This window comes from Janibacter cremeus (assembly GCF_029395675.1).
GTDB lineage: Bacteria > Actinomycetota > Actinomycetes > Actinomycetales > Dermatophilaceae > Janibacter > Janibacter cremeus_A.
The window spans coordinates 1828186-1849396 of sequence record NZ_CP115184.1 but is presented as its reverse complement, the minus strand read 5'-3'; the positions used below and the strand labels follow the sequence as shown (position 1 = coordinate 1849396).

The following is a 21211-nucleotide window of genomic DNA, read 5'->3' as shown; positions in this document are numbered from 1 at the left end:
GTACCCATCATCGTGAATCTTGACGTCGAAGTATGTCGCCCACCACCCGTCGTGGGTGTGGTGGTGGCGGCTAGGCTCGCGGTCACCATTCTTCAGGAGGCGACACATGGCAGTGACGTGGGACCCGAGCCGGTACGGGCAGTTCTCGAGCGAGCGGATCCGTCCGTTCGAGGACCTGATGGCCAGGGTGCGTGCCGAGGACCCGGGGCTCGTCGTCGACCTCGGCTGCGGGCACGGGCCAACGACGCTCTCCCTCGCGCAGCGGTGGCCCGACGCCCGCGTCGTCGGGGTCGACAGCAGCCCGGAGATGCTCGCGGCCGCCCGCGAGCTCGACACCGACGGGCGGGTCGAGTGGGTCGAGGCGGACCTGTCCGACTGGGACATCACCGAGCTCGGCGCGGCCCCGGACGTCATCGTGACCAACGCTGCGCTGCAGTGGGTTCCGCGCCACCTGCCCCTCATCGAGGGTTGGCTCGAGGCGCTCGCGCCCGGCGGCTGGTTCGGGATGCAGGTCCCGGGCAACTTCGATGCCCCGACCCACGCGTTGATGCGTGAGACGGCGGTCGCGCACGCGCGCAGCGGCGAGCTGGAGGCGGCGAGCACGCGCTACGGCGCCGGTGAGCCGGCGACCTACCTGCAGATCATCAGCGCGCACGGCCTGGCCGTCGAGGCGTGGGAGACGACGTACACGCACGTGCTCGACCCGGAGGGCACGAGCGACAACCCGGTCCTGGACTGGGTGAGCGGGACGGGCCTGAAGCCGATGCTCGACGTCCTCGAGGAGGGCGCGGAGCGGGAGGAGTTCATCGCCACCTACGCCGCGAAGGTGCAGAAGGCATACCCGCGCACCCCGGCCGGTGTGCTGCTTCCCTTCCGTCGGGTCTTCGCCGTCGGTCGCAAGCCGTGAGCGTCGTCGGTCTGCACCACGTCCAGATAGCCTGCCCCGCCGGCAGCGAGGACGACCTGCGTGGCTTCTACGGTGACCTCCTCGGCATGCCCGAGATCCCCAAGCCGCCGGTCCTCGCCGCCCGCGGTGGCGTGTGGTTCGAAGCAGGCGACCGGCAGCTGCACTGCGGTGTCGAGGCGGACTTCCGGCCGGCGCGCAAGGCGCACCCGTGCTTCCTCGTCGAGGACGTTGATGCGGTGGCGAAGGGGGTGGCCTCCGCCGGTGGCGAGGTCCGGTGGGACGACTCCATCCCGGGTGTCCGGCGCTTCCACACCGACGACCCGGTGGGCAACCGGGTGGAGCTGCAGCAGCCCTGACTCAGCGATGGGTGCGCAGGTCGGGCTCGGTCTCGAGGCCACCCAGGCCGTTCCACGCGAGGTTGACCACGTGCGCGGCCACCTCCTCCTTGGCGGGGGTGCGGGTCTCGAGCCACCACTGGCCGGTGAGGGAGAGCATCCCGACGAGCATCTGCGCGTACATGGGTGCGTGCGTCGTGGCGATCGAGCGCCGCTCGAAGGCGTCGGAGAGCATGTGCGACACCTGGGCGGCGACGTCGGAGAGCAGCGACGCGTAGGTGCCGGTGGGTGCGGTGCCGGAGACGTCCCGCACGAGGATGCGGAAGCCGTCGGGGGAGCTCTCGATGTAGTCCAGGAGGGCGAGCGCGGCCCGCTCCAGCGTCACGCGCTCGGTGCCGTCCTGAACCAACGCGGCGGTGACCGCCTCGGTCAGCGCCCGCAGCTCACGATCGACGACGACGGCGTAGAGCCCCTCCTTGCCGCCGAAGTGCTCGTACACGATCGGCTTGGACACCTCGGCCGCCGCGGCGACCTCCTCGACGGAGGTGCCGTCCACCCCCTTCGCCGCGAAGGTCCGACGCCCCACGGCCACGAGCTGCTCGCGCCGCGCCGCCCCCGTCATGCGTGCTCGCCGTGGGCGCTCGACGTCCTCGTGATCGGTCATGGACCCATTGTCCGTGACAGGCGCTGCGGGTGCGTGGACTACCCTGTCCCGTGCCGCCATGGGCGGCGTTCCCCGGTTGGTCTGTCGGCAGGGCCCGCCTGACTTTGAATCAGGACAAGCGACGTAGGTTCGACTCCTACCCGGGGAGCAGATCAGCGCGATGTGGCCCCTGCCGTGGCTGACGCCGGGTGCTCTCACGGTCGCTCCGGAGAGAGCCCGCCCTGGAACGGACGTAGCCTCAAGGTGAAGGCAATGCCCCGCAGGGTGGGGCAGAGGAGGGCAGCCTGATGTCCCGAGACGCCATGTTCGACTCTTCCGACCGCACGACCCGTCCACGTGCGGCCGCACCGAGCGGGGCTCCTCGGATGTTTGCGGTTGGTCTGTTCACACTCGCCGCCGCGCTCATCATGAACACGGTTCTCGGCCCACTCGGTACCGAGATCATCCGGTACCCGATCACCGGGACACTGCTGAACCAAACGATCGGCCTGGAAGTGGTCACCCTTGGCCTCGTCGTACCGCTCACCCTCATCGCCGGTCTGTTGGCGCTCCAAGGAGGTGCTGCGGCACCGTTCCTCGGTTTCGGGCCTGCGGCCTACAGCGCCTACATGTTTGTGCAGTACGTCCTCGGCCCCGAGTACGACAGGTACACCAGCACGGTCCTCTTCCACACCGTCATCTTCACGCTGTCCGGTGCCCTTGGCGTGTGGGCGTGGGTCCTGGCATCCCGGCAGTCATTGCCGCAGCTGACCAACCGCAGGCGACGCGCATACGGAGTGATCCTGCTGCTGCTCGGGGGGTTCATCATCACGCGCTACCTGCCCGTCGTCCTGGGTGGGGCGTTGCCGTCGGAGTTCGCCGACGCACACACCTTCTTCTGGTCCATCTTCCTGCTCGACCTCGGGGTCGTCGTGCCGGCGACTTTGGTGGCGGGCATCGGACTGCTCCGCGGCATACGCCTGGCACACACGGCCTTGTATGGGCTGATGGGGTGGTACGCGCTGGTCCCCCCGAGCGTGGCCGCGATGAGCGCCACCATGATCATCAACGACGACCCCCACGCTGTGCCCGGTCAGGCAATCATGTTCGGCGCGGTCGCCATCCTCTTCGCGGGCCTCGCCGTGTGGATCTTCCTGCCTCTGTTTCGCCCTCGCCCAACCGCTCATCAGCTCACCCACAGGGTCTGGTTCGAATGAGTGCCCCCGACGCTGCCCCGCACTCCGATGACCGTGACACCGGGGAGGCGGGGGCGGTCGTGTTGTGGTGGCTCCCGGTCGGTGCCGGTGGGCATGTCGTCCGGCACACGAGCCGGTGGTGGGAGCTGGTCGACGCGTTTCGCGCACACAGGGCACCGCAACCGCTCTTCCATGCCGCGGTGGAAGTGTCGACCGAAGGGCATCGCCACATCATCGAGATGGCTCCTCAATGGGCAGGACCGAAGGGCGAGGACCGAGGGGTCGTGGTAACCGGTCCCGTCGGGCTGAGAGTGCTCGGACGGTCGAGCCCCTTCCGCTACGAAGTGCGGTGTTGGCGCGACGGAACCCTCCCGGACCGGGAGTGGGCCGTGGGCGGTCCCGTCACGGTCGCCGGTGACGAAGGAACCGCACAATCACTACTTCGACACACCCGCGAGATCCCCGCACTCACCTGGGGGCGGCGGATACCGCCGGCGAGGGACATGTGGAACTCGAACTCGCTGGTCTCCTGGCTGCTCCTGGTCTCCGGGGTCCCTGTCGCCGAACTGTCCCCTCCTGCGGGCGGGCGGGCTCCCGGCTGGGCCGCCGGACTCGCACTCGCGGCGGCGAGCGCGCCGGAATAGCTCACGACCGCATGGCCACTTCCGCACCGCACGGCCGCGAGGCCACATGGTCTCGGCCCGTGTCCGATTGACACGCACCGCGGGACGACGCCAAATGGTCCGGTGAGCGAACCGCAGGCCGTCGTCCTCGTCGAGGGGAACAGTGACCGGGCTGCCCTGCACGCTCTTGCCCGGCGGCTGGGACGTGACCTGGCGCGCGAGGGGGTCGAGGTCATCGCCATGGGTGGCATCGGCAATGTCCGCACGTTCGCGACGAGGTACGGGCCGCACGGGCTCGACCTCCGCCTCGCCGGCCTCTACGACATCGGTGAGAAGCAGCAGCTGCGGGTCGGGCTCGCGGCCGCAGGCGTGACGCGTGAGCGTGAGATCGACGCCTTGGCAACGGTCGGCTTCCACGCCTGCATCGTGGACCTGGAGGACGAGCTCGTGCGCTCCCTCGGGGTGGGGCACGCCGTGGCGGTGGTCGAGCGGGCGGGCGAGGGTCGCTCCCTGCGTCGTCTCGCGCACATGCCAGAGCACCGTGGGCGACCCACCGGAGCGGTGCTGCGACGGTTCCTCTCGGCGCAGTCGGGACGCAAGGCCAAGTACGCCGAGCTCTTCGTCGAGGCCATGGAGCTCGACGAGGTGCCCGAACCGCTCATGGCGGTGCTTGATCACACGTGAGCGCAGCAGCTGCGCGGTCACCGGGGCGTGGCCCACACACCCGAGCGCATCACGTCCGTCACCGCCAGCTCGTCGTCGAGCGCGACGAGGTCGGCGCGTGCACCGGACCGGATCTCGCCGACGTCGGTCAGGCCCAACGCGGCTGCCGGGGCCCGGGTGGCGGCGTCCACGGCCTGCTCGAGGGTGAAGCCGCTGGCCACGCTGTGTCGTACCGCTCCCGCCATGGTCAGCGTGGAGCCCGCGATCGCACCCGTGGGGGTGCGGGCGACGCCGTCGCGCACCTGCACGTGGATGGGCCCGAGGTGGTAGTCCCCGTCCGCTGCGGCAGCGGCACCCATCGCGTCCGTCACGAGCATGATGCGCTCGGGTGCGGCCGCGCGGGCCAGGCGCAGCATCGCCGGGTGCACGTGCACGCCGTCGGAGATCAGCTCGATCCACACGCGCTCGTCCTCGAGCAGGGCCGCGATCGGCCCGGGCCGGCGGTGGTGCAGCCCGCGGATCTGGTTGAAGAGGTGCGTGGCCACGGTGGCGCCGGCGTCGATCGCCTCGCGCGCCTGCTCCCAGGTCGCGTCGGAGTGGCCGATACCGACGACGACCCCCGCCTCGCGGATGCGACGCACCGCGTCGATCGCGCCGTCGAGCTCCGGTGCCAGCGTGACCATCCGCACGGTCCCGTCGCCGGCCGCCAGCAGCCGGTCCACCTCCCGGCGCGAAGGGGGCCGCACCAGTGTCGGCTCATGGGCACCGCAGTAGTCGCGGGACAACCACGGCCCCTCGAGGTGGATCCCGGCGAGCAGACCGTCCCGGACGAGGTCGCCGAGGGCCCGCACCGAGCGCTCCAGCTCGTCGCCCTCGTCCGTGACCAGACTGGCGACGAGGCTCGTCGTGCCGTGCCGCAGGTGCGCCGCTGCCACGCGCCGCGCCTCGGCCGGATCGCCGACGGTGAACGACGCGCCGCCACCGCCGTGGCAGTGCACGTCGACGAAGCCGGGGACGAGGGTCCCGCCCAGGTGCCGTGGCTTCGAGGCTGCGGCCGTGGACGACCCTCGCTCCTCAGCCATCGGGGGCGAGGCGGGGGACCCCCCTTCGTCCAGCTCGACGATGCGACCCCCCTCCACGCGCACCCACCCCGGGGCAAGGACCTGCCCCGGGGTGATGATGCGGTCCGCGGTGAGGATCACGCGCTGTCGTCCGCCGTGACGATGGACTCCTGGTCCTCGTCCTCGCGACCGGGGGTCTTGAGGTTCCACTTGCGGATGACGAACCGGAAGAGGACGTAGTAGACCACGGCGTACGCGAGGCCGATGGGGATGATCAGGAGCGGCTGCGTGGCGATGTTGAAGTTGAGCAGGTAGTCGAAGAGGCCCGCCGAGAAGCCGAACCCGTCCTTGATGCCGAGCGCATTCGTCAACGCGAGCGACGACCCGGTGAGCAGCGCGTGGATGAAGTAGAGCGGCCACGCGACGAACATGAAGGCGAACTCCAGCGGCTCGGTGACACCGGTGAGGAAGGACGTCAGGGCCGCCGAGAACATGATGCCGCCGACGACCTTCTTCTGCGCGGGGCGCGCCTCGTGGTAGATCGCCAGGGCCGCCGCGGGGAGGGCGAACATCATGATCGGGAAGAAGCCGGTCATGAAGGCCCCGGCCGTCGGGTCACCGCTGAGGAAGCGCTCGATGTCGCCGGTGACCGTGCTGCCGTCCGGCGTGGTGAAGGAGCCGATGAGGAACCACGGCGGGTTGTTGAGCACGTGGTGCAGACCCAGCGGGATGAGCAGCCGGTTGAGCGTGCCGTAGACGAAGCCGCCGAGCACCGAGTTCTCCGTCACCCACTCGCCGACGGCGGTGAGCCCGGTGTCGAAGGGGATGTAGAGGAAGCTCATCGGTACGGAGATGATGATGGCGACCGTGGCCGTGATGATCGGCACGAACCGCCGCCCACCGAAGAAGGCGAGGTAGGACGGCAGCTTGATCCGGTGGTACTTCTGCCACAGCCACGCCGCGACCAGTCCCATGACGATGCCGCCGAGGACCCCGAAGTTGACCAGGGCCTGCTCCTCTCCTTCTGCCGGCGTACCGAGGACCGTGGGCGACATCGCGTCACCGACACCCTTGAAGACCAGGTAGCCGACGACCGCGGCCAGGGCCGTGGAGCCGTCGGCCTTGCGGGCCATGCCGATCGCGATGCCGACGGCGAAGAGGAGTGGCAGGTTGTCGAAGAGGGCGCCTCCCGCCGCGCCGATGACGGCCGCCACGCGCTCCCACCCAAGGCCGTCCGCGCCGAGCATGTCCGGCTGGCCGAGCCGCAGGAGCAGGGCGGCCGCAGGCAGTGCGGCGATCGGCAGCATCAGGCTGCGACCGAACTTCTGCAGTGGAGCGAGGTTCATCTTCTTGCGGCCGGGCTTGTCCGCCGGCACGTCCATGGAGCCGTCTGCTGTGGTCACGGCGTCGTCCCTTCCTGTGGCGCCGGCGTTGGGAGGTCGTCCCGGCTCAACGACATGTGGATCTGGTAGCGGTCGCCGCGGTATCGGGACACGACGTGTTCGACCGGTCGCCCCCGGCTGGTGGACAGGCGGCGGAAGACGAGGAGGGGTGTGTGCACGGGGGCCTCGAGGAGGTCGGCGGTCCGGTCGTCGGCGGCCTCGCCCCACAGCGTCTGCTCCGCCGCGTCGATGACGATGCCGTACCGGTCGGCGAGCAACGCGTAGAGCGACTCCCCGAGGGGGTGGGCGTCCAGGTCCGGCAGCAGGCTGCCCGAGTACCAGCTGTGCTCGAGGGCGATCGGCTGCCCGTCCGCGAGGCGGAGACGGTCGAGGCGCCATGCCTGGCCCGGGCCGAGGAAATCGACGACCTCGGAGGGGGCCTCCTCCCGGGACAGCCCGAGCAGGCGGCTGGAGGGTTCGAGACCACGACGACGCATGTCCTGGCTGAAGCTGGCCAGGTGCAGCCGGCTCTCCACCCGTGGCCGGGCGACGAAGGTGCCCTTGCCGTGGACGCGGTGCAGCAGGCCGTCGGCGATCAGGGCCTCGATGGCCCGTCGCACGGTGGCGCGGGAGACGTCGTAGGTCGCCATCAGCTCGCGCTCGGAGGGGATCGCCGACTCCGGGCCGAGATCGGCGGCGTGGTCGGCGAGGCGGTCGCGCAGCTGGGCGTGCTTCGGTCGGGCGCCGGTGAACCTCTCCCGGGACACTTCCGCTCACCTCGCCTCGTTGGTACGGTCTGGTCCGTACCAGTGAGGATCCATGGCAGGGAGGAAGGTGTCAAGCACTTCCGGGTGCTGGCCAAGGGCACCCGGACGGACGGACACTGAGGCACCACACGAGAGGAAGCATCATGGCCAGCAAGGCAGAGCAGATCCTCGCCGGACTCGGCGGCGCGGACAACATCATCGAGATCGAGCCGTGCATCACCCGGCTGCGGACCGAGGTGCACGACGGGTCGAAGGTCGACCAGGCCGCGCTCAAGGCCGCGGGCGCGCACGGCGTCATGGCCCAGGGCCAGGTCGTCCAGGTCGTCGTCGGTCCCGAGGCGGACACCCTGGCCGATGACATCGAGGACCTGATGTGAGCGAGGTCCTCGCACCCTGCGCGGGCCGCGTCCTGCCGGTGACCGACTGCGTCGACCCGGTCTTCGCGGGACAGCTCGTCGGGCCCGGCGTCGTCATCGACCCACCCGACGGCGAGGTCACCGTGACCGCACCGATCGACGGCACGGTCGTGAAGGTCCACCCGCACGCCTTCGTGATCGCCGGTGGTGCGACCGGGGTCCTCGTCCACCTCGGGATCAACACGGTGCGCCTCGAGGGGCGCGGCTTCGAGGTGCACGCCACCCAGGGAGCGAGGGTGACCGCCGGCGATCCGATGGTCACCTGGGACCCTGCCGCGCTGCCGGACGAGGTTGCCGGAGAGGCGATCTCGCGCCAGGTGCCCGTCGTGGTGCTCGACGTCCCGGCCGACTCGCTCGACCTCGCGGCCCTGCCGGAGAAGGTCAGTGGGAGAGACGTCCTCTTCGCCACGGAGTAAGTTCCAACATAAAACCAACTTCATATCTATTTACTTGTGTGGTTTTCGCTTCTAGAGTGGGTGCACCACCATCCACTCGGGCGCTCGGCGCGTCCACGGGACGAAGGAGTCCAGGGCGATGTACGCACCGGAACGCCAGCAGCGCATCCTCGAGGTCGCGCGTGCGCAGGGCCGTGTCGAGGTGCTCGCCCTCTCCACCGACCTCGGGGTGACGACTGAGACCGTCCGCCGCGACCTGACCGCGCTCGAGCGACGGGGTGCCGTCCGTCGTGTCCACGGGGGAGCGCTGCCCGTCGAGCGCCTCGAGGTCGAGCCCCCGCTCGCGACCCGCACGAGCCGCAACGCCGAGGCCAAGCGCCGCATCGCCGCCCGGGCGCTCGACGAGGTGACCACCGAGGGCACCGTCCTCCTCGACGGCGGCACGACGACCAGGGCGCTCGCCGAGCTGCTCCCCGACCGCTCGGGACTGACGGTCGTCACCAACTCGATCGACATCGCTGCCGTCCTCCAGTCGCACGAGCACACCGACCTATACGTCCTCGGCGGCCGCGTCCGCGGCCGGACCGGTGCGACCGTCGGTGACTGGCTCGTCTCCGCACTCGCCGATGTCTGCGTCGACGTCGCGCTCATCGGCGCGAACGGCTACTCCCCGTCTCGCGGCATGACCACTCCCGACCAGGCCGAGGCCGTGGCCAAGCGCACCATGGTCCGTGCCGCCCGGCGCACCGTCGTCCTCGCGGACTCGACCAAGGCCGGGGACGACCACTTCCACCGCTTCGCCGACACGGAGTCGGTCGACCTGCTCGTCACCGACACGGACCTGGACGACGACACCGCGGCCGAGCTCGCCGCCGAGGGCATGGCTGTGGTGCGGGCATGATCGTCACGCTCACCCCCAACCCCAGCATCGACCGCACGGTCGCCTTCACCGAGCTGCGCCGCGGCGCCGTCAACAGGGCCCTGTCGAGTCGCGTCGACCCGGGGGGCAAGGGAGTCAACGTCGCCAGGGCCCTGACCGCCCATGGCGTCGCAGCGACGGCCGTCCTGCCGGTCGGCGGACCGGAGGGACACCTCATGGAGAAGCTCCTCGCCGATGCCGGCGTGGACCGGATCGGGGTGCCGATCCGTGAGTCGATCCGCCTGAACGTCACCGCCGTCGAGCCGGACGGGACGACGACCAAGCTCAACGAGCCGGGCCCGAGGCTCGACGAGGAGGAGCTGCGTGTGCTCCTGGAGGCGGTCACGACGGGCGTCGAGTCCGCCGTGGGCGGGGACGTGTGGGTCGTGGCCTGCGGCTCGCTCCCGCCCGGTGCGCCGGAGGACCTGTACGCGCGACTCGTGCGGTCCGCCCGCGAGGTCGGAGCGAAGGTCGCCGTGGACTCCTCGGGTGCCCCCCTTCGTCCTGCGGTGGCTACCTCGCCCGACCTGATCAAGCCCAACCGGGTCGAGCTCGAGGAGCTCGTCGGGGCGAGCCTGACCACACTCGGTGACGTCGTCGACGCAGCCGCTGATCTCGTCCTCGGTGGCGTCGGCACGGTCGCCGTCAGCCTCGGCCGCGACGGAGCCGTGCTCGTCGACGGTGAGACCGCAGTGCATGCCCGCACCTCGATCGAGCGTCCCCGCTCGACCGTCGGCGCCGGTGACTGCATGCTCGCCGGCCTGCTCCACGGCCTGTCCGCCGGGGCCGACACCGCGAGCGCACTGCGCACCGGGGTCCTGTGGGGAGCCGCAGCCGTGCGGCTGCCCGGCAGCCGGGTCCCCGGCCCCGCGGACCTCGACGGCATCGCCGTCACCCTGACCACGACCCCCGACCGCTCCCTCGCCGTCCGCGACTGAGCACCCCCTGAAAGGAACCGAGATGGCGCTGATCAACGAGGCCCAGGTCGTGCTCGATCTGGCCGCACCGGACCGGCACGCGGCCACACGCGTGCTCGCAGAGACGCTGGCGACGACCGGGCGTGCGACGGATGTCGAGGCCTTCCTCGACGACGTACGTGCCCGTGAGGAGAAGATGGCAACCGGGCTGCCCGGAGGCATCGGCATCCCGCACGCGCGCAGCGCGGCGATCACGGAGCCCTCGCTCGTCTTCGGTCGGCCCACCGAGGGGATCGACTGGGGCGCCAAGGACGGCCCGGCCACGCTCGTCTTCCTCATCGCGGCCCCCGCGAGCGGCGGCGACGCGCACATGCAGATGCTGCCGAAGCTCGCCAAGGCGTTGATGGACAAGGAGTTCCGCGCATCGCTCGAGGCTGCGGACACACCGGCCGAGGTCGTCGAGATCGTCAACTCCCGCGTCTCGCTCGACGAGCAGCCGGCGAGCGAGGAGACGAAGGGGGCGACACCCGGCCTGCACCTCGTGGCAGTCACCTCGTGCCCCACCGGGATCGCCCACACCTACATGGCGGCCGAGGCGCTGGAGGTCGCCGCCAAGGAGGCGGGGCACACCATCGCCGTGGAGACCCAGGGCTCGGCCGGCTCCACGCCCCTGTCGCGCAGCGAGATCGAGCGTGCCGATGCGGTGATCTTCGCGCACGACCTCGAGGTCCGGGACAAGGGACGCTTCGCCGGCAAGCCCACGATCGACGTGGGTGTGAAGAAGGCCGTGTCCGACGCCCCCGCCCTGGTCGAGCGAGCAGCGACGGCCGCGCGCGACGGGTCGCACGTCCTGAGCGTCGGGTCGTCCGAGCAGCCGAGTCGCTCGGAGGGGGAGCAGGAGCGCGCGTCGACGGCCACGAAGGTCCGTCAGTGGCTCATGACCGGGGTCAGCTACATGATCCCCTTCGTCGCCGCGGGCGGGATCCTCATCGCGCTGTCCTTCATGCTCGCCCAGGTCGCGCTCGGTGAGCAGGGCGCCATCGAGATCACGAAGTACGCGCTGGGTGCCGAGGGCGAGTACGACATCGCCAACAGCTTCAGCCCGCTCAGCCTCACCTCGTGGGCCGCCCTCCTGTTCGTCATGGGCGGCGCCGCCTTCAGCTTCCTCGTGCCGATCCTCTCCGGCTACATCGCCTTCGGCATCGCCGACCGCCCCGGCCTCGTCCCCGGCATCGTGGGCGGCTGGATCGCCGCGACCATGGGCGCCGGATTCCTCGGCGGTCTCGCCACCGGGTTCCTCGCCGGCTTCGTCGCCCGCTGGGTCTCCGGGTGGAAGGTGCACGCAGGCGTCCGCGGCGTCATGCCGGTCGTGGTCGTCCCGCTGCTGTCGACCTTCATCACCGCCGGGCTCTTCATCACCGTCCTCGGCCGTCCGATCACCTGGCTCATGGACAACCTCACCGAGGCGCTGCAGGGGATGGGCGGTACGAGTGCGCTCCTCCTCGGCCTCGTTCTCGGCGCAATGATGGGCTTCGACCTCGGAGGTCCGGTCAACAAGGTCGCCTACGTCTTCGCCACCACCGGGCTCACCGCCGCGGGCACGGCCACCGACGCGATCCAGCTGAAGGTGATGGCCGCGGTCATGGCCGCCGGCATGGTCGCCCCGCTCGCCATGGCCCTGGCGACGACCGTCCGCCCGCGCCTGTTCTCCGAGCCGGAGCGTGAGAACGGCCGTGCCGCATGGCTCCTCGGCGCGTCGTTCATCTCCGAGGGGGCCATCCCCTTCGCCGCCGCCGACCCGATCCGGGTCATCGTCGGCTCCGTCGTCGGCTCGGCCGCCACCGGTGCGATCGCCCTCGCGGCCGGGGTCACCCTCCGCGCTCCCCACGGAGGCATCTGGGTGCTGCCACTGATGGGCAACTTCCTGATGTTCGTCGTCGCCCTCGTCGTCGGGGTGCTCGTCATGACCACCGTCGTCGTCGTCCTCAAGACCATCGGCTCCCGCACGTCGTCCGCCCACGCCGGCGCGCAGCAGGTCGCTGCCTGACAGAGTGGGATCCCGGACGTCCCCGACGGACCCCGGGCGCCTGCCGACCACCACCACACCACCAGGAGAAACCATGGCCAGTCGCACCACCACCATCGCCTCGTCCGTCGGCCTGCACGCCCGCCCCGCCGCGCTCTTCGTCGAGCAGGCCAGCGAGTCGGGCCTCGACGTCGAGATCGCCCGCCCGGGTGAGGAGCCGGTCGACGCGACGAGCATCCTCGGCGTCATGGCGCTCGGCGCCAAGCACGGGGAGACGGTGGAGCTCACGGCGGAGGGCGAGGGCGCGGATGCCGTCCTCGACGGGCTCGTCACCCTCCTCGAGACCGACCTCGACTCGCAGGAGTGAGTTCCATGGGCGAAGGGGGTCGCGGCACCCACCGCGGGATCGGCGTCTCCCCGGGCAGCGCATACGGCCCGGTGGTCCTCGTGGCCCCGCCGGTCCGCGCACCCGAGGGCGAGCCGGCGGCGAACGACCCGGACGCCGCCCTCGCCGAGGTGAAGGTGGCCTTCGAGGCGGTCGCCGTCGACCTCGAGGGGCGGGCCGGGCGTGCGGAGGACACCGCTGCCCAGATCCTCTCCGCCACCGCCCTCATCGCCCGCGACAAGAGCCTGCACAAGGCCGCCGGGAAGCACCTCACGGCGGGCAAGGGACCGGCGAGCGCGATCGAGGCCGCGATCGAGGAGTTCGTGGTGCAGTTCGAGGCGCTCGGCGGCTACTTCGCCGAACGCGTCGCCGACCTGCGTGACGTGGGGGCGCGAGCCGTGGCGGTCGTCCTCGGCGTCCCGGCGCCGGGCGTGCCCCCACTGACCGGGCCGAGCGTCATCGTCGCCGAGGACCTCGCGCCCGCCGAGACGGCCGTCCTCGACCGCGCACTCGTGCTCGCCATCGTCACCAGCGGCGGTGGGCGCACCAGCCACACCGCCATCCTCGCCGCACAGCGGGGCATCCCCGCGGTCGTCCAGTGCGAGGGTGCCCTCGAGCTGCCCGCCGGGACGCCGGTGGCCGTCGACGGTGACACCGGGGCCGTGACGATCGATCCGACCGAGGCCTTCGTCGCCGACCTGGCGACCCGCCGGGAGCGCCGGACCGCCGCGCTGGCCGGCTCGTCCGGCCCGGGGCGCACCCTCGACGGCCACGACGTCCCCCTGCTGGCCAACATCGGCGACGTCGAGGACGCGGTCGCCGCCGCCGCCGAGGACGTCGAGGGCGTGGGCCTCTTCCGCACCGAGTTCGTCTTCCTCTCGGCCGCGACGGCCCCGACCGTTGACGAGCAGGCGGAGGTCTACCGCAGGGTCCTCACCCCCTTCGGCGACCGTCGTGTCGTCGTGCGCACCCTCGACGCCGGTGCCGACAAGCCGCTCGCCTTCGCCGACCTCGGTCCGGAGGAGAACCCCGCCCTGGGGCGGCGCGGGCTGCGGCTGTCCGCCGAGCGCCCCGACCTGCTCGACTCCCAGCTCGCGGCCCTCGCCCTCGCGGCGAGGGACACCGGCGCGGACGTGCGCGTGATGGCACCGATGGTGGCCACCGCCGAGGAGGCCGACTGGTTCGCCCGTCGCGTCCGTGAGCACGGACTGCCCAAGGCCGGCGTGATGATCGAGGTGCCGGCCGCCGCCCTGCGCTCCCGGCACGTGCTCGCCGACGTCGACTTCGCGAGCATCGGTACCAACGACCTGTCCCAGTACACGCTGGCCGCGGACCGGATGCAGGGCGCGCTCTCCGACCTCCTCGACCCGTGGCAGCCCGCGGTCATCGACGTCGTCGCCGCCGCGTGCGACGGGGGAGCGGTGACCGGGACCCCCATCGGTGTGTGCGGCGAGGCTGCCGGCGACCCGCTCCTGGCGCTCGTCCTCGTGGGGCTCGGCGTCTCGAGCCTGTCGATGGCGCCCAGCAGGGTGGCTCTGGTCCGATTCGCGCTGTCCACGCACTCGCTGCCGGACTGCCGGCGGTTGGCTGCCGCAGCACGGGATGCCAGGACCGCTTCGGAGGCCCGGGCGACCGTGGTCGGTCAGGCGGCCGCGGAGCTGACGAGCATCCTGTGAGGCGCTGACGCGGTGAGGGTCACTCCGACTTCGGCACGACGAGCACGTGCCAGGTCTGCGGCCCGACGATCCCGTCGGCAGGCGGGACGAAGACCGACTGGAGGTCCCGGACCGCCTGCTCGGTCACGGGGCCGAAGTCGCCGTCCTCGAGGACGGACACCAGGGACTGCACCGCCGCGACGGCGGCGCCGGTGTCACCGGGACCGACGGTGACGACCAACGCCGGCCAGTCGAGCTGGCCCGTCGTGGTGCTGACGTACCGCGCTCTCAGACCCAGCTGGAACTGGCGCATCGCCTCGCCGGTCAGGGGCCCGTAGTCGCCGTCGACGGTGAGGCCGGCACCGTGCTGGACGAGCAGGTGCTGCACCGCGCGCACCCGCCAGTTGTCGGCCATGGTCTGCCCGACCTTGGCGAGCGGCCACAGATCACGCGGCGGAGCCGAGACGAAGCTCCAGGTCTCCTGCCCCGCGATACCGTCCCGGGTCAGGCCCCACATCTCCTGGAAGCGACGGACGCGCTCGGCCGTCACCGGGCCGAAGTCCCCGTCGACCAGCAGCAGCGGCTCGTCGATGAACGACCCCAGCTGGGTCGCCTGGATCGCCATCACGGCTTCACCGGAGTCCCCGGGGCCGGCCGGGACCACCACCTGCCTCCAGGTCTCCCGGTCGAGCTCGCCCGTGGACGGCAGCCCGGCGGACGTCTGGACGTCGCGCACGGCCGACTCGGTCGCGGGGCCGAAGATCCCGTCCGCGACGAGCGGGTGCCCCGCGCGACGCAGCAGGTGCTGCACCCCGGTGACCAGCCCGGAGCGCCCGTCCCCGGCGCCGAGTGGGTACCACGGCGTGACATTCATGACGAACCCCCGAGCCCGTTTGCGGAACGCGTTCCCCTGCGCGCGTCACAGCCAGTCTCCTCCCGTACGCCGCGGCGGGCACCCCCTTCGGCCCGAACGTGCGGCGAGCGGTACGGCGAGCCGCTGGACCCCGGGCCGCGGTCCCCGTGGCCCGGCACCCGCCGAGAGGCGGATACAGTGGCTTGGGCGGCCCAGACGTCCAGCCGCACACCCGACCTCCCGGAGAACATCGCGTGAACGACGTCCGCCCCGACGCAGTCATCATCCTCGCCGCGGGCGAGGGCACCCGGATGAAGTCGACCCTCCCCAAGGTCCTCCATCCCATCGGCGGGGCTCCGCTCCTCGGCCACGCGATGCGTGCGGCCTCGGCCGCCGGGGCCGCCGAGACCGTGGTCGTCGTCCGCCACCAGCGCGACCGGGTCGCGGCCTTCGTCGAGGACTTCAACGCCCGGGTCGAGCGGGCCTGCACCATCGCCGACCAGGACGAGATCAAGGGCACCGGCCGCGCCGTCGAGTGCGGGCTGACCGCGCTGCCCGCCGACCTCACCGGGACCGTCGTCGTCACCATGGGTGACGTGCCGCTGCTGTCCGCGGAGACGCTCACCGACCTGACCCGCGCCCACGTCGAGGCCTCCGCCGCCGTCACCGTCGTCACCTCGGTCCTCGACGACGGGAAGGCCTACGGCCGGATCGTGCGCGACGCGGACGGCAACGTCGAGCGGATCGTGGAGTTCAAGGACGCGACCGACGACGAGCGGGCGATCACCGAGATCAACTCCGGGATCTATGCCTTCGACGCCGCGGTCCTGCGTCGCGAGCTGGCCAACGTGACCACCGACAACGCCCAGGGCGAGAAGTACCTCACCGACGTCCTCCAGCTCGCCCGTACCGCGGGCGGCCGGGTGGCCGCGCACGTCCTGACCGACCTGTGGCAGACCGAGGGCGTCAACGACCGGGTCCAGCTCGCCGATCTCGGCAAGGAGCTCAACCGCCGCACCTGCGAGCGCCACATGCGCGCCGGCGTGACCATCGTCGACCCCGACACCACCTGGATCGACGTCGACGTGAGCATCGGCCGGGACACGACCGTCCTGCCCGGTACGCAGCTGCTGGGTGCGACGTCGATCGGCGCGGAGGCCTTCGTCGGTCCGGACGTGACCCTCACCGACTGCGAGGTCGGGGACGGGGCCGAGATCAAGCGCACAGAGGGCGCCCTCGCCGTCATCGGTGCCGGCGCCACCGTCGGCCCCTACTCCTACCTGCGGCCCGGCACCGTGCTCGGTGCCAAGGGGAAGATCGGCGGCTTCGTGGAGACGAAGAACACGACGATCGGCGAGGGCGCCAAGGTGCCCCACCTGACCTACGCCGGCGATGCCGACATCAGGGCGGGGGCCAACATCGGCGCCGGTACGATCTTCGCCAACTACGACGGCGTCGCCAAGCACCGCACGGTCGTCGGCCGGCACTCCTTCGTCGGCTCCAACTCCGTGCTCGTCGCCCCCGTCGAGGTCGCGGACGGCGCCTACGTCGCGGCCGGCTCCGCCGTGATCGACGACGTCGGCCCGGGCCAGCTCGGCGTGGCCCGCGGCCGCCAGCGCAACATCGAGGGCTGGGTCGACCTGCGACGCGCCGGCACCTCGACCGCGGCCGCCGCGCAGGCCGCAGCACAGCTCCCTTCGCCCGAACCCACCCCCGACAGCAGCGAGGACACCCAGTGACCGGCATCCACAAGACTCCGGAGAAGAACCTCATGGTCTTCACCGGACGCACCCACCCGGCCTTGGCCGACGCCGTGGCCGCGGAGCTCGACACCGAGCTGGTGCCGACGAGCGCGTACGACTTCGCCAACGGCGAGATCTACGTCCGCTACGAGGAGTCGGTTCGCGGCTGCGACGCGTTCGTGCTGCAGAGCCACTCCACGCCGATCAACGAGGCGATCATGGAGCAGCTGCTCATGGTCGACGCGCTCAAGCGTGCCAGCGCCAAGCGGATCACCGTGGTCATGCCGTTCTACGGCTACGCGCGCCAGGACAAGAAGCACCGCGGCCGCGAGCCGATCTCCGCGCGCCTCATGGCCGACATGTTCAAGACGGCGGGCGCCGACCGCCTGATCACGGTCGACCTGCACACCGACCAGATCCAGGGCTTCTTCGACGGGCCGGTCGACCACCTCATGGCCCGGCGGATCCTCGCGAGCTACGTCAACGAGAAGTACGGCGACCGCAAGCTCTCCGTCGTCTCCCCGGACGCCGGCCGGATCAAGGTGGCCGAGCAGTGGTCGCGGCAGCTCGGGGGAGTGCCGCTGGCCTTCATCCACAAGACGCGCGACATCGACCGGCCCAACGAGATGGTCGCCAACCGCGTCGTCGGTGAGGTCGAGGGCCGGTGGTGCGTGCTCGTCGACGACATGATCGACACCGCGGGCACGATCACCAAGGCCGCCGACGCCCTCATGGCCGATGGCGCCGCCGGCGTGATCATCGCCGCGACGCACGCCATCTTCTCCGGCCCTGCCGTCGAGCGGATGGACGCGTGCGCCGCCGAGGAGATCATCGTCACCGACACCCTCCCGCTCACCGAGGAGCAGCGCTTCGACTGCCTGACCGAGCTCTCGATCGCGCCGCTCGTCTCCCGCGCGATCCGTGAGGTCTTCGAGGACGGCTCGGTCACCAGCCTCTTCACCTGATCCACGAGCGCGAAGGGGGGCCGGTCGCCGCACGGTGACCGGCCCCTTCGCTGTGCTGCCCGGGCGTCGCGGCCGACAAGCTGGGGCGGGCACTTGGCGCAAAGCCCGGACGACTCGACGTTCGAGCGCACCTCGACCCCGCGGTCCGGGCTTTGGCCTGAGTCGTGCCCATCCCCACCTTGTCGTCCGCTCCGCAGGTCAGCCCTCACGCCGGGAGCGGTAGGCGGCCGCGGCGAGCCGGTTGCCGCAGCCGCCCTCGCAGTAACGGCGCGAGCGGTTGCGGGAGAGGTCGACGAGCACGTTGTCGCAGTCGGCGGCGGCGCATACCCGCAGGCGGGAGAGCTCGCCGACGCGGACGACGTCGACGAAGGCCATCGCCGCCTCGACCTGCATGCGTTGCGCGAGCGTCGCCTCCGGGTCGGTGGCGTGGATGTGCCAGCCGTAGTCGCCGTGCTCGACGAGCTGGGGGAGGGCCCGGCCGGTGCGCAGCAGCTCGTTGACCAGCCCGACGGTGCGCTCGACGTCGCCGGCCGCGAGCCAGATCTCGTGCAGCCGCGGGCGCAGTGCTCGCACCTCGGCCAGCTCGGTTGGGCTCCCGTCGTGGCGACCGGTCCAGCCCCACGCCACGTAGAACTCGTCCAGCTCGGCCGTCGTGGCCAACGTGTCGACGTCGTCCCCGCCCGTGTTCACCAGCGCCGCGGCGGTCCGCAGCGCGACCTCCGTGTCATGGGCAAAAGTCATGTTGACTCCTGATCCTTGGTAGGTCTAGCGTCATGGGCAAAAGGCTACTTCACTCATGATCCAAGGACCGCCCGTGTCATCCATCCAGTCCGCCCCGCGGCAGACGCCCTTCGTCCTCGGCCTGATGGTCGCCCTCCTCTCGGCGGCGACCTTCGGCTCGTCGGGGACCTTCGGCTCGGCGCTGATGGAGACCGGGTGGAGTGCCGGCGCGGTCGTCACCGCCCGGATCGTCGGGGCGGCGCTGCTCATGGTCGTCCCCGCCCTGCTCGCCATGCGCGGGCACTGGCACCTGGCGCGCCGCAACGCCGGCCGGATCATCGCCTACGGGTTCTTCGCGGTCGCGGGGTGCCAGTTCGCCTACTTCATGGCGGTCGAGCGCCTCTCCGTCGGCGTCGCCCTGCTGCTGGAGTACCTGGCACCGGTGCTCATCGTCGCGTGGATCTGGCTGCGCCACGGGCGTCGCCCCTCGGGCCTGACCGGCTTCGGCGTCGTCGCAGCCCTCGTCGGGCTCGTGCTCGTCCTCGACGTCTTCTCCGGGGCGCGGGTCGACGTCGTCGGCGTCGTGTGGGGTGTTCTCGCGGCGGTCGGCCTCGTCGTCTTCTTCCTCGTCTCCGCACAGGAGGAGGAGGCCCTGCCGCCGATCGGGTTCGCCGGCGCCGGACTGGCCGTCGGTGCGCTGGTGCTCGTCGTCGGCGCGGTGCTCGGCTGGTTGCCCATGAGCGCGTCGACCGAGCCCGTCGAGCTGTCGGGGTGGTCCGCGCCGTGGTGGGTCGCGGTCGTCGAGCTCGCCGTCGTCGCGGGAGCGGTCGCCTATGCAGCGGGCATCGCGTCCGCCCGCCTGCTCGGGGGCACTGTCGCCTCCTTCGTCGGCCTGAGCGAGGTGCTGTTCTCGATCGCCTTCGCCTGGGTGCTCGTCGACCAGGCCATGTCCCTCGTCCAGGTCCTCGGTGGAGTGGCGATCCTCGCCGGCGTCGTCGCGGTCAAGCTGGGCGAAGGGAGGGCCCCGGCAGCGCGGCCGGTGCCCGCCGACGACGTCGACCCCGCCGTCCTCGCCGAGTTTGGTGCCTCCGAGGAGGTCCACTAGGATCAACGGGTTGCCTCGGCGAGGGACGCTGCACGGTCGCAGCTGTCCGTGATCGACGCGGTGCCGCCCCGTGGGTTCGCCCGCGCGTCGACATCCGTCCGCGCCGTGTCCCGCGTCGAGGCCACCGCCCCACGAGACACGCCCGCTCCCTGCGCGGGCACCCCTGCCCCACAAGGAGTTCCACCATGGCCCCCAAGCACGACGAGATCCGTCTCGCCAGCGACAAGCGCACCGAGTTCGGCAAGGGCGCGGCCCGCAAGCTGCGTCGCGCCGACAAGGTCCCGGCCGTCCTCTACGGCCACGGCGAGGCCCCGACCCACCTCGCCCTGCCCTTCCACGACACCTTCCAGGCGCTGAAGAACCCCAACGCCCTGCTGACGATCGCCGTCGAGGGCGAGAAGGACCAGCTCGCCCTGGCCAAGGACGTCCAGCGCGACCCGATCAAGCCGATCATCGAGCACGTCGACCTCGTCATCGTCAAGAAGGGCGAGAAGGTCGTCGTCGAGGTCCCGGTCCACGTCGAGGGCGAGGCCGCCCCGGAGACCGTCGTCACCGTCGACGCCCAGACCCTCGAGATCGAGGCCGACCCGATGGACCTGCCCGACAACCTCGTCGTCTCCGTCGAGGACGCCGAGGTCGGCACCATGATCCACGCGAGCGACGTCACCATGCCCTCGGGCGCGACCCTCGTCTCCGACCCGGACACCCTGGTCGTCAACGTCACCCAGCAGATCTCCGCCGAGGCGCTCGAGGCCGAGCTCGCCGAGGCCGAGGAGGAGGCCGGTGTCGAGCACGACGAGCCCGAGACCGAGGCCGCCGAGGCCCCGGCCGCCGAGGGTGGCGAGGAGTCCTCCGACGAGGAGTGACCCACCCGACCGTCCCGAGGGGCGGGATCCCCGACACCCGGGGGTCCCGCCCTTCGTCGTTGCCTAGAGTGACCCCGTGACCGACGAGACGTGGCTGGTGGTGGGCCTGGGCAACCCGGGACCGAAGTACGCGGGCAACCGCCACAACGTGGGGGCCATGGTCGTCGAGCTGCTCGCCGAGCGCGCCGGGGTCCGCCTGCGGGCGCACAAGGCCGGTGCGAGCGCCGAGTCGATCCGACTGGGTCCGGTGCCCGGCACCCGCACGATCATCGGGATCCCGCACTCGTACATGAACCTCTCCGGTGGTGCGACCAAGGGTCTGGCGACCTTCTTCTCCGTCCCCCCGGAGCGGACCATCGTCATCCACGACGAGCTGGACATCCCCTTCGGCCAGGTGCGCCTCAAGCGGGGCGGGGGCGAAGGGGGCCACAACGGCCTGCGCTCGATCACCGCCTCCTTCGGCACGAAGGACTACGTGCGCGTGCGTGTGGGCATCGACCGTCCGCCCGGCCGGATGGACGCGGCCGCGTACGTGCTCAAGGACTTCTCCTCCACCGAGCGCAAGGAGCTGCCCTTCCTCCTCGACGACGCCGCCGACGCGGTCGAGCTGGTCATCGAGAAGGGGCTGACCGACGCCCAGCAGGTCGTGCACGCCCCGCGCTGAGCAGGT

At 71.4% G+C, this 21211-nt stretch carries 22 protein-coding genes and 1 tRNA gene; 17 read left to right on the top strand and 6 right to left on the bottom strand.

Going from position 1 to position 21211, the window contains the following annotated elements; translation table 11 throughout:
• Positions 1 to 106: 106 nt before the first annotated feature.
• Both O9K63_RS08625 and O9K63_RS08620 read left to right on the top strand, forming a co-directional pair.
• On the top strand, positions 107 to 907 hold the full coding sequence (locus tag O9K63_RS08625) for a methyltransferase domain-containing protein (protein WP_277237062.1): 801 nt from the start codon (positions 107 to 109) through the stop codon (positions 905 to 907).
• The gene (locus O9K63_RS08620; RefSeq protein ID WP_277237061.1) at positions 904 to 1263 is read left to right on the top strand and encodes a VOC family protein; all 360 of its coding nucleotides are present in this window, start codon (positions 904 to 906) and stop codon (positions 1261 to 1263) included. Before O9K63_RS08625 ends, O9K63_RS08620 begins: the two co-directional genes overlap by 4 nt.
• 1 nt (position 1264) lies before the next feature.
• Here O9K63_RS08620 and O9K63_RS08615 read toward each other — a convergent pair whose 3' ends face one another.
• Complete coding sequence (locus O9K63_RS08615; protein ID WP_277237059.1) at positions 1265 to 1906, bottom strand: TetR/AcrR family transcriptional regulator; 642 nt, start codon at positions 1904 to 1906, stop codon at positions 1265 to 1267.
• Between the two features lie 69 nt (positions 1907 to 1975).
• On the opposite strand from O9K63_RS08615, the gene O9K63_RS08610 reads away from it, so the two are divergent.
• The 3 genes from O9K63_RS08610 to O9K63_RS08600 all read left to right on the top strand — a co-directional run bounded on the left by O9K63_RS08610 (position 1976) and on the right by O9K63_RS08600 (position 4388).
• A tRNA-Gln gene (locus tag O9K63_RS08610) sits at positions 1976 to 2054 on the top strand.
• A 139-nt stretch (positions 2055 to 2193) separates the two neighbouring features.
• Positions 2194 to 3102: a hypothetical protein gene (locus tag O9K63_RS08605; RefSeq protein WP_277237057.1), complete on the top strand. Its 909-nt coding sequence runs from the start codon at positions 2194 to 2196 to the stop codon at positions 3100 to 3102.
• A gap of 725 nt (positions 3103 to 3827) precedes the next feature.
• The gene (locus tag O9K63_RS08600) at positions 3828 to 4388 is read left to right on the top strand and encodes a TOPRIM nucleotidyl transferase/hydrolase domain-containing protein (RefSeq protein WP_277237056.1); all 561 of its coding nucleotides are present in this window, start codon (positions 3828 to 3830) and stop codon (positions 4386 to 4388) included.
• 17 nt (positions 4389 to 4405) lie between these two features.
• Here the strand turns inward: O9K63_RS08600 and nagA are convergent, their stop codons facing one another.
• The 3 genes from nagA to O9K63_RS08585 are packed head-to-tail and all read right to left on the bottom strand — an operon-like array spanning position 4406 to position 7577.
• Positions 4406 to 5569, bottom strand: coding sequence for an N-acetylglucosamine-6-phosphate deacetylase (gene nagA, locus O9K63_RS08595; RefSeq protein ID WP_277237054.1), 1164 nt, complete (start codon positions 5567 to 5569; stop codon positions 4406 to 4408).
• Entirely contained in the window at positions 5566 to 6831 is a 1266-nt protein-coding gene (locus tag O9K63_RS08590; protein WP_431190312.1) for a PTS transporter subunit EIIC, read from the bottom strand. Before O9K63_RS08590 ends, nagA begins: the two co-directional genes overlap by 4 nt.
• Positions 6828 to 7577: a GntR family transcriptional regulator gene (locus tag O9K63_RS08585; protein ID WP_277237052.1), complete on the bottom strand. Its 750-nt coding sequence runs from the start codon at positions 7575 to 7577 to the stop codon at positions 6828 to 6830. Before O9K63_RS08585 ends, O9K63_RS08590 begins: the two co-directional genes overlap by 4 nt.
• Before the next feature lie 143 nt (positions 7578 to 7720).
• Here O9K63_RS08585 and O9K63_RS08580 point away from each other — a divergent pair, with 143 nt between their 5' ends.
• From O9K63_RS08580 to ptsP, 7 genes are all read left to right on the top strand, one after another.
• Entirely contained in the window at positions 7721 to 7954 is a 234-nt protein-coding gene (locus tag O9K63_RS08580; protein WP_277237050.1) for a glucose PTS transporter subunit EIIB, read from the top strand.
• Entirely contained in the window at positions 7951 to 8409 is a 459-nt protein-coding gene (locus tag O9K63_RS08575; protein ID WP_277237048.1) for a PTS sugar transporter subunit IIA, read from the top strand. The genes O9K63_RS08580 and O9K63_RS08575 overlap by 4 nt, the downstream gene beginning before the upstream one ends.
• A gap of 118 nt (positions 8410 to 8527) precedes the next feature.
• Positions 8528 to 9289, top strand: a complete 762-nt coding sequence (locus O9K63_RS08570; protein ID WP_277237046.1) for a DeoR/GlpR family DNA-binding transcription regulator — start codon at positions 8528 to 8530, stop codon at positions 9287 to 9289.
• On the top strand, positions 9286 to 10245 hold the full coding sequence (gene pfkB, locus O9K63_RS08565; RefSeq protein WP_277237044.1) for a 1-phosphofructokinase: 960 nt from the start codon (positions 9286 to 9288) through the stop codon (positions 10243 to 10245). The genes O9K63_RS08570 and pfkB overlap by 4 nt, the downstream gene beginning before the upstream one ends.
• Before the next feature lie 22 nt (positions 10246 to 10267).
• Positions 10268 to 12271 carry a PTS fructose transporter subunit IIABC gene (locus O9K63_RS08560; protein ID WP_277237042.1) on the top strand — a complete coding sequence of 668 codons (2004 nt, stop codon included), beginning with the start codon at positions 10268 to 10270 and terminating at the stop codon, positions 12269 to 12271.
• 73 nt (positions 12272 to 12344) lie between these two features.
• Positions 12345 to 12617 (top strand): HPr family phosphocarrier protein, encoded by a 273-nt coding sequence (locus O9K63_RS08555; protein ID WP_277237040.1) that lies wholly within the window; start codon positions 12345 to 12347, stop codon positions 12615 to 12617.
• Between the two features lie 5 nt (positions 12618 to 12622).
• A complete protein-coding gene (gene ptsP, locus O9K63_RS08550; RefSeq protein WP_277242293.1) occupies positions 12623 to 14311 on the top strand; it encodes a phosphoenolpyruvate--protein phosphotransferase in 1689 nt (562 codons plus the stop codon).
• A 19-nt stretch (positions 14312 to 14330) separates the two neighbouring features.
• Here the strand turns inward: ptsP and O9K63_RS08545 are convergent, their stop codons facing one another.
• Positions 14331 to 15164 carry a peptidoglycan-binding domain-containing protein gene (locus O9K63_RS08545; RefSeq protein ID WP_277237039.1) on the bottom strand — a complete coding sequence of 278 codons (834 nt, stop codon included), beginning with the start codon at positions 15162 to 15164 and terminating at the stop codon, positions 14331 to 14333.
• 233 nt (positions 15165 to 15397) lie between these two features.
• Here O9K63_RS08545 and glmU point away from each other — a divergent pair, with 233 nt between their 5' ends.
• Entirely contained in the window at positions 15398 to 16882 is a 1485-nt protein-coding gene (gene glmU / locus O9K63_RS08540) for a bifunctional UDP-N-acetylglucosamine diphosphorylase/glucosamine-1-phosphate N-acetyltransferase GlmU (protein WP_277237037.1), read from the top strand.
• The gene (locus O9K63_RS08535) at positions 16879 to 17850 is read left to right on the top strand and encodes a ribose-phosphate diphosphokinase (RefSeq protein ID WP_277237036.1); all 972 of its coding nucleotides are present in this window, start codon (positions 16879 to 16881) and stop codon (positions 17848 to 17850) included. Before glmU ends, O9K63_RS08535 begins: the two co-directional genes overlap by 4 nt.
• A gap of 198 nt (positions 17851 to 18048) precedes the next feature.
• Here the strand turns inward: O9K63_RS08535 and O9K63_RS08530 are convergent, their stop codons facing one another.
• On the bottom strand, positions 18049 to 18591 hold the full coding sequence (locus tag O9K63_RS08530) for a CGNR zinc finger domain-containing protein (protein ID WP_277237035.1): 543 nt from the start codon (positions 18589 to 18591) through the stop codon (positions 18049 to 18051).
• Between the two features lie 73 nt (positions 18592 to 18664).
• On the opposite strand from O9K63_RS08530, the gene O9K63_RS08525 reads away from it, so the two are divergent.
• From O9K63_RS08525 to pth, 3 genes are all read left to right on the top strand, one after another.
• Complete coding sequence (locus tag O9K63_RS08525; protein ID WP_277237033.1) at positions 18665 to 19675, top strand: EamA family transporter; 1011 nt, start codon at positions 18665 to 18667, stop codon at positions 19673 to 19675.
• Between the two features lie 185 nt (positions 19676 to 19860).
• The gene (locus O9K63_RS08520; protein ID WP_277237032.1) at positions 19861 to 20541 is read left to right on the top strand and encodes a 50S ribosomal protein L25/general stress protein Ctc; all 681 of its coding nucleotides are present in this window, start codon (positions 19861 to 19863) and stop codon (positions 20539 to 20541) included.
• A 76-nt stretch (positions 20542 to 20617) separates the two neighbouring features.
• Positions 20618 to 21205, top strand: a complete 588-nt coding sequence (gene pth / locus O9K63_RS08515; protein WP_277237030.1) for an aminoacyl-tRNA hydrolase — start codon at positions 20618 to 20620, stop codon at positions 21203 to 21205.
• Positions 21206 to 21211 lie beyond the last annotated feature (6 nt).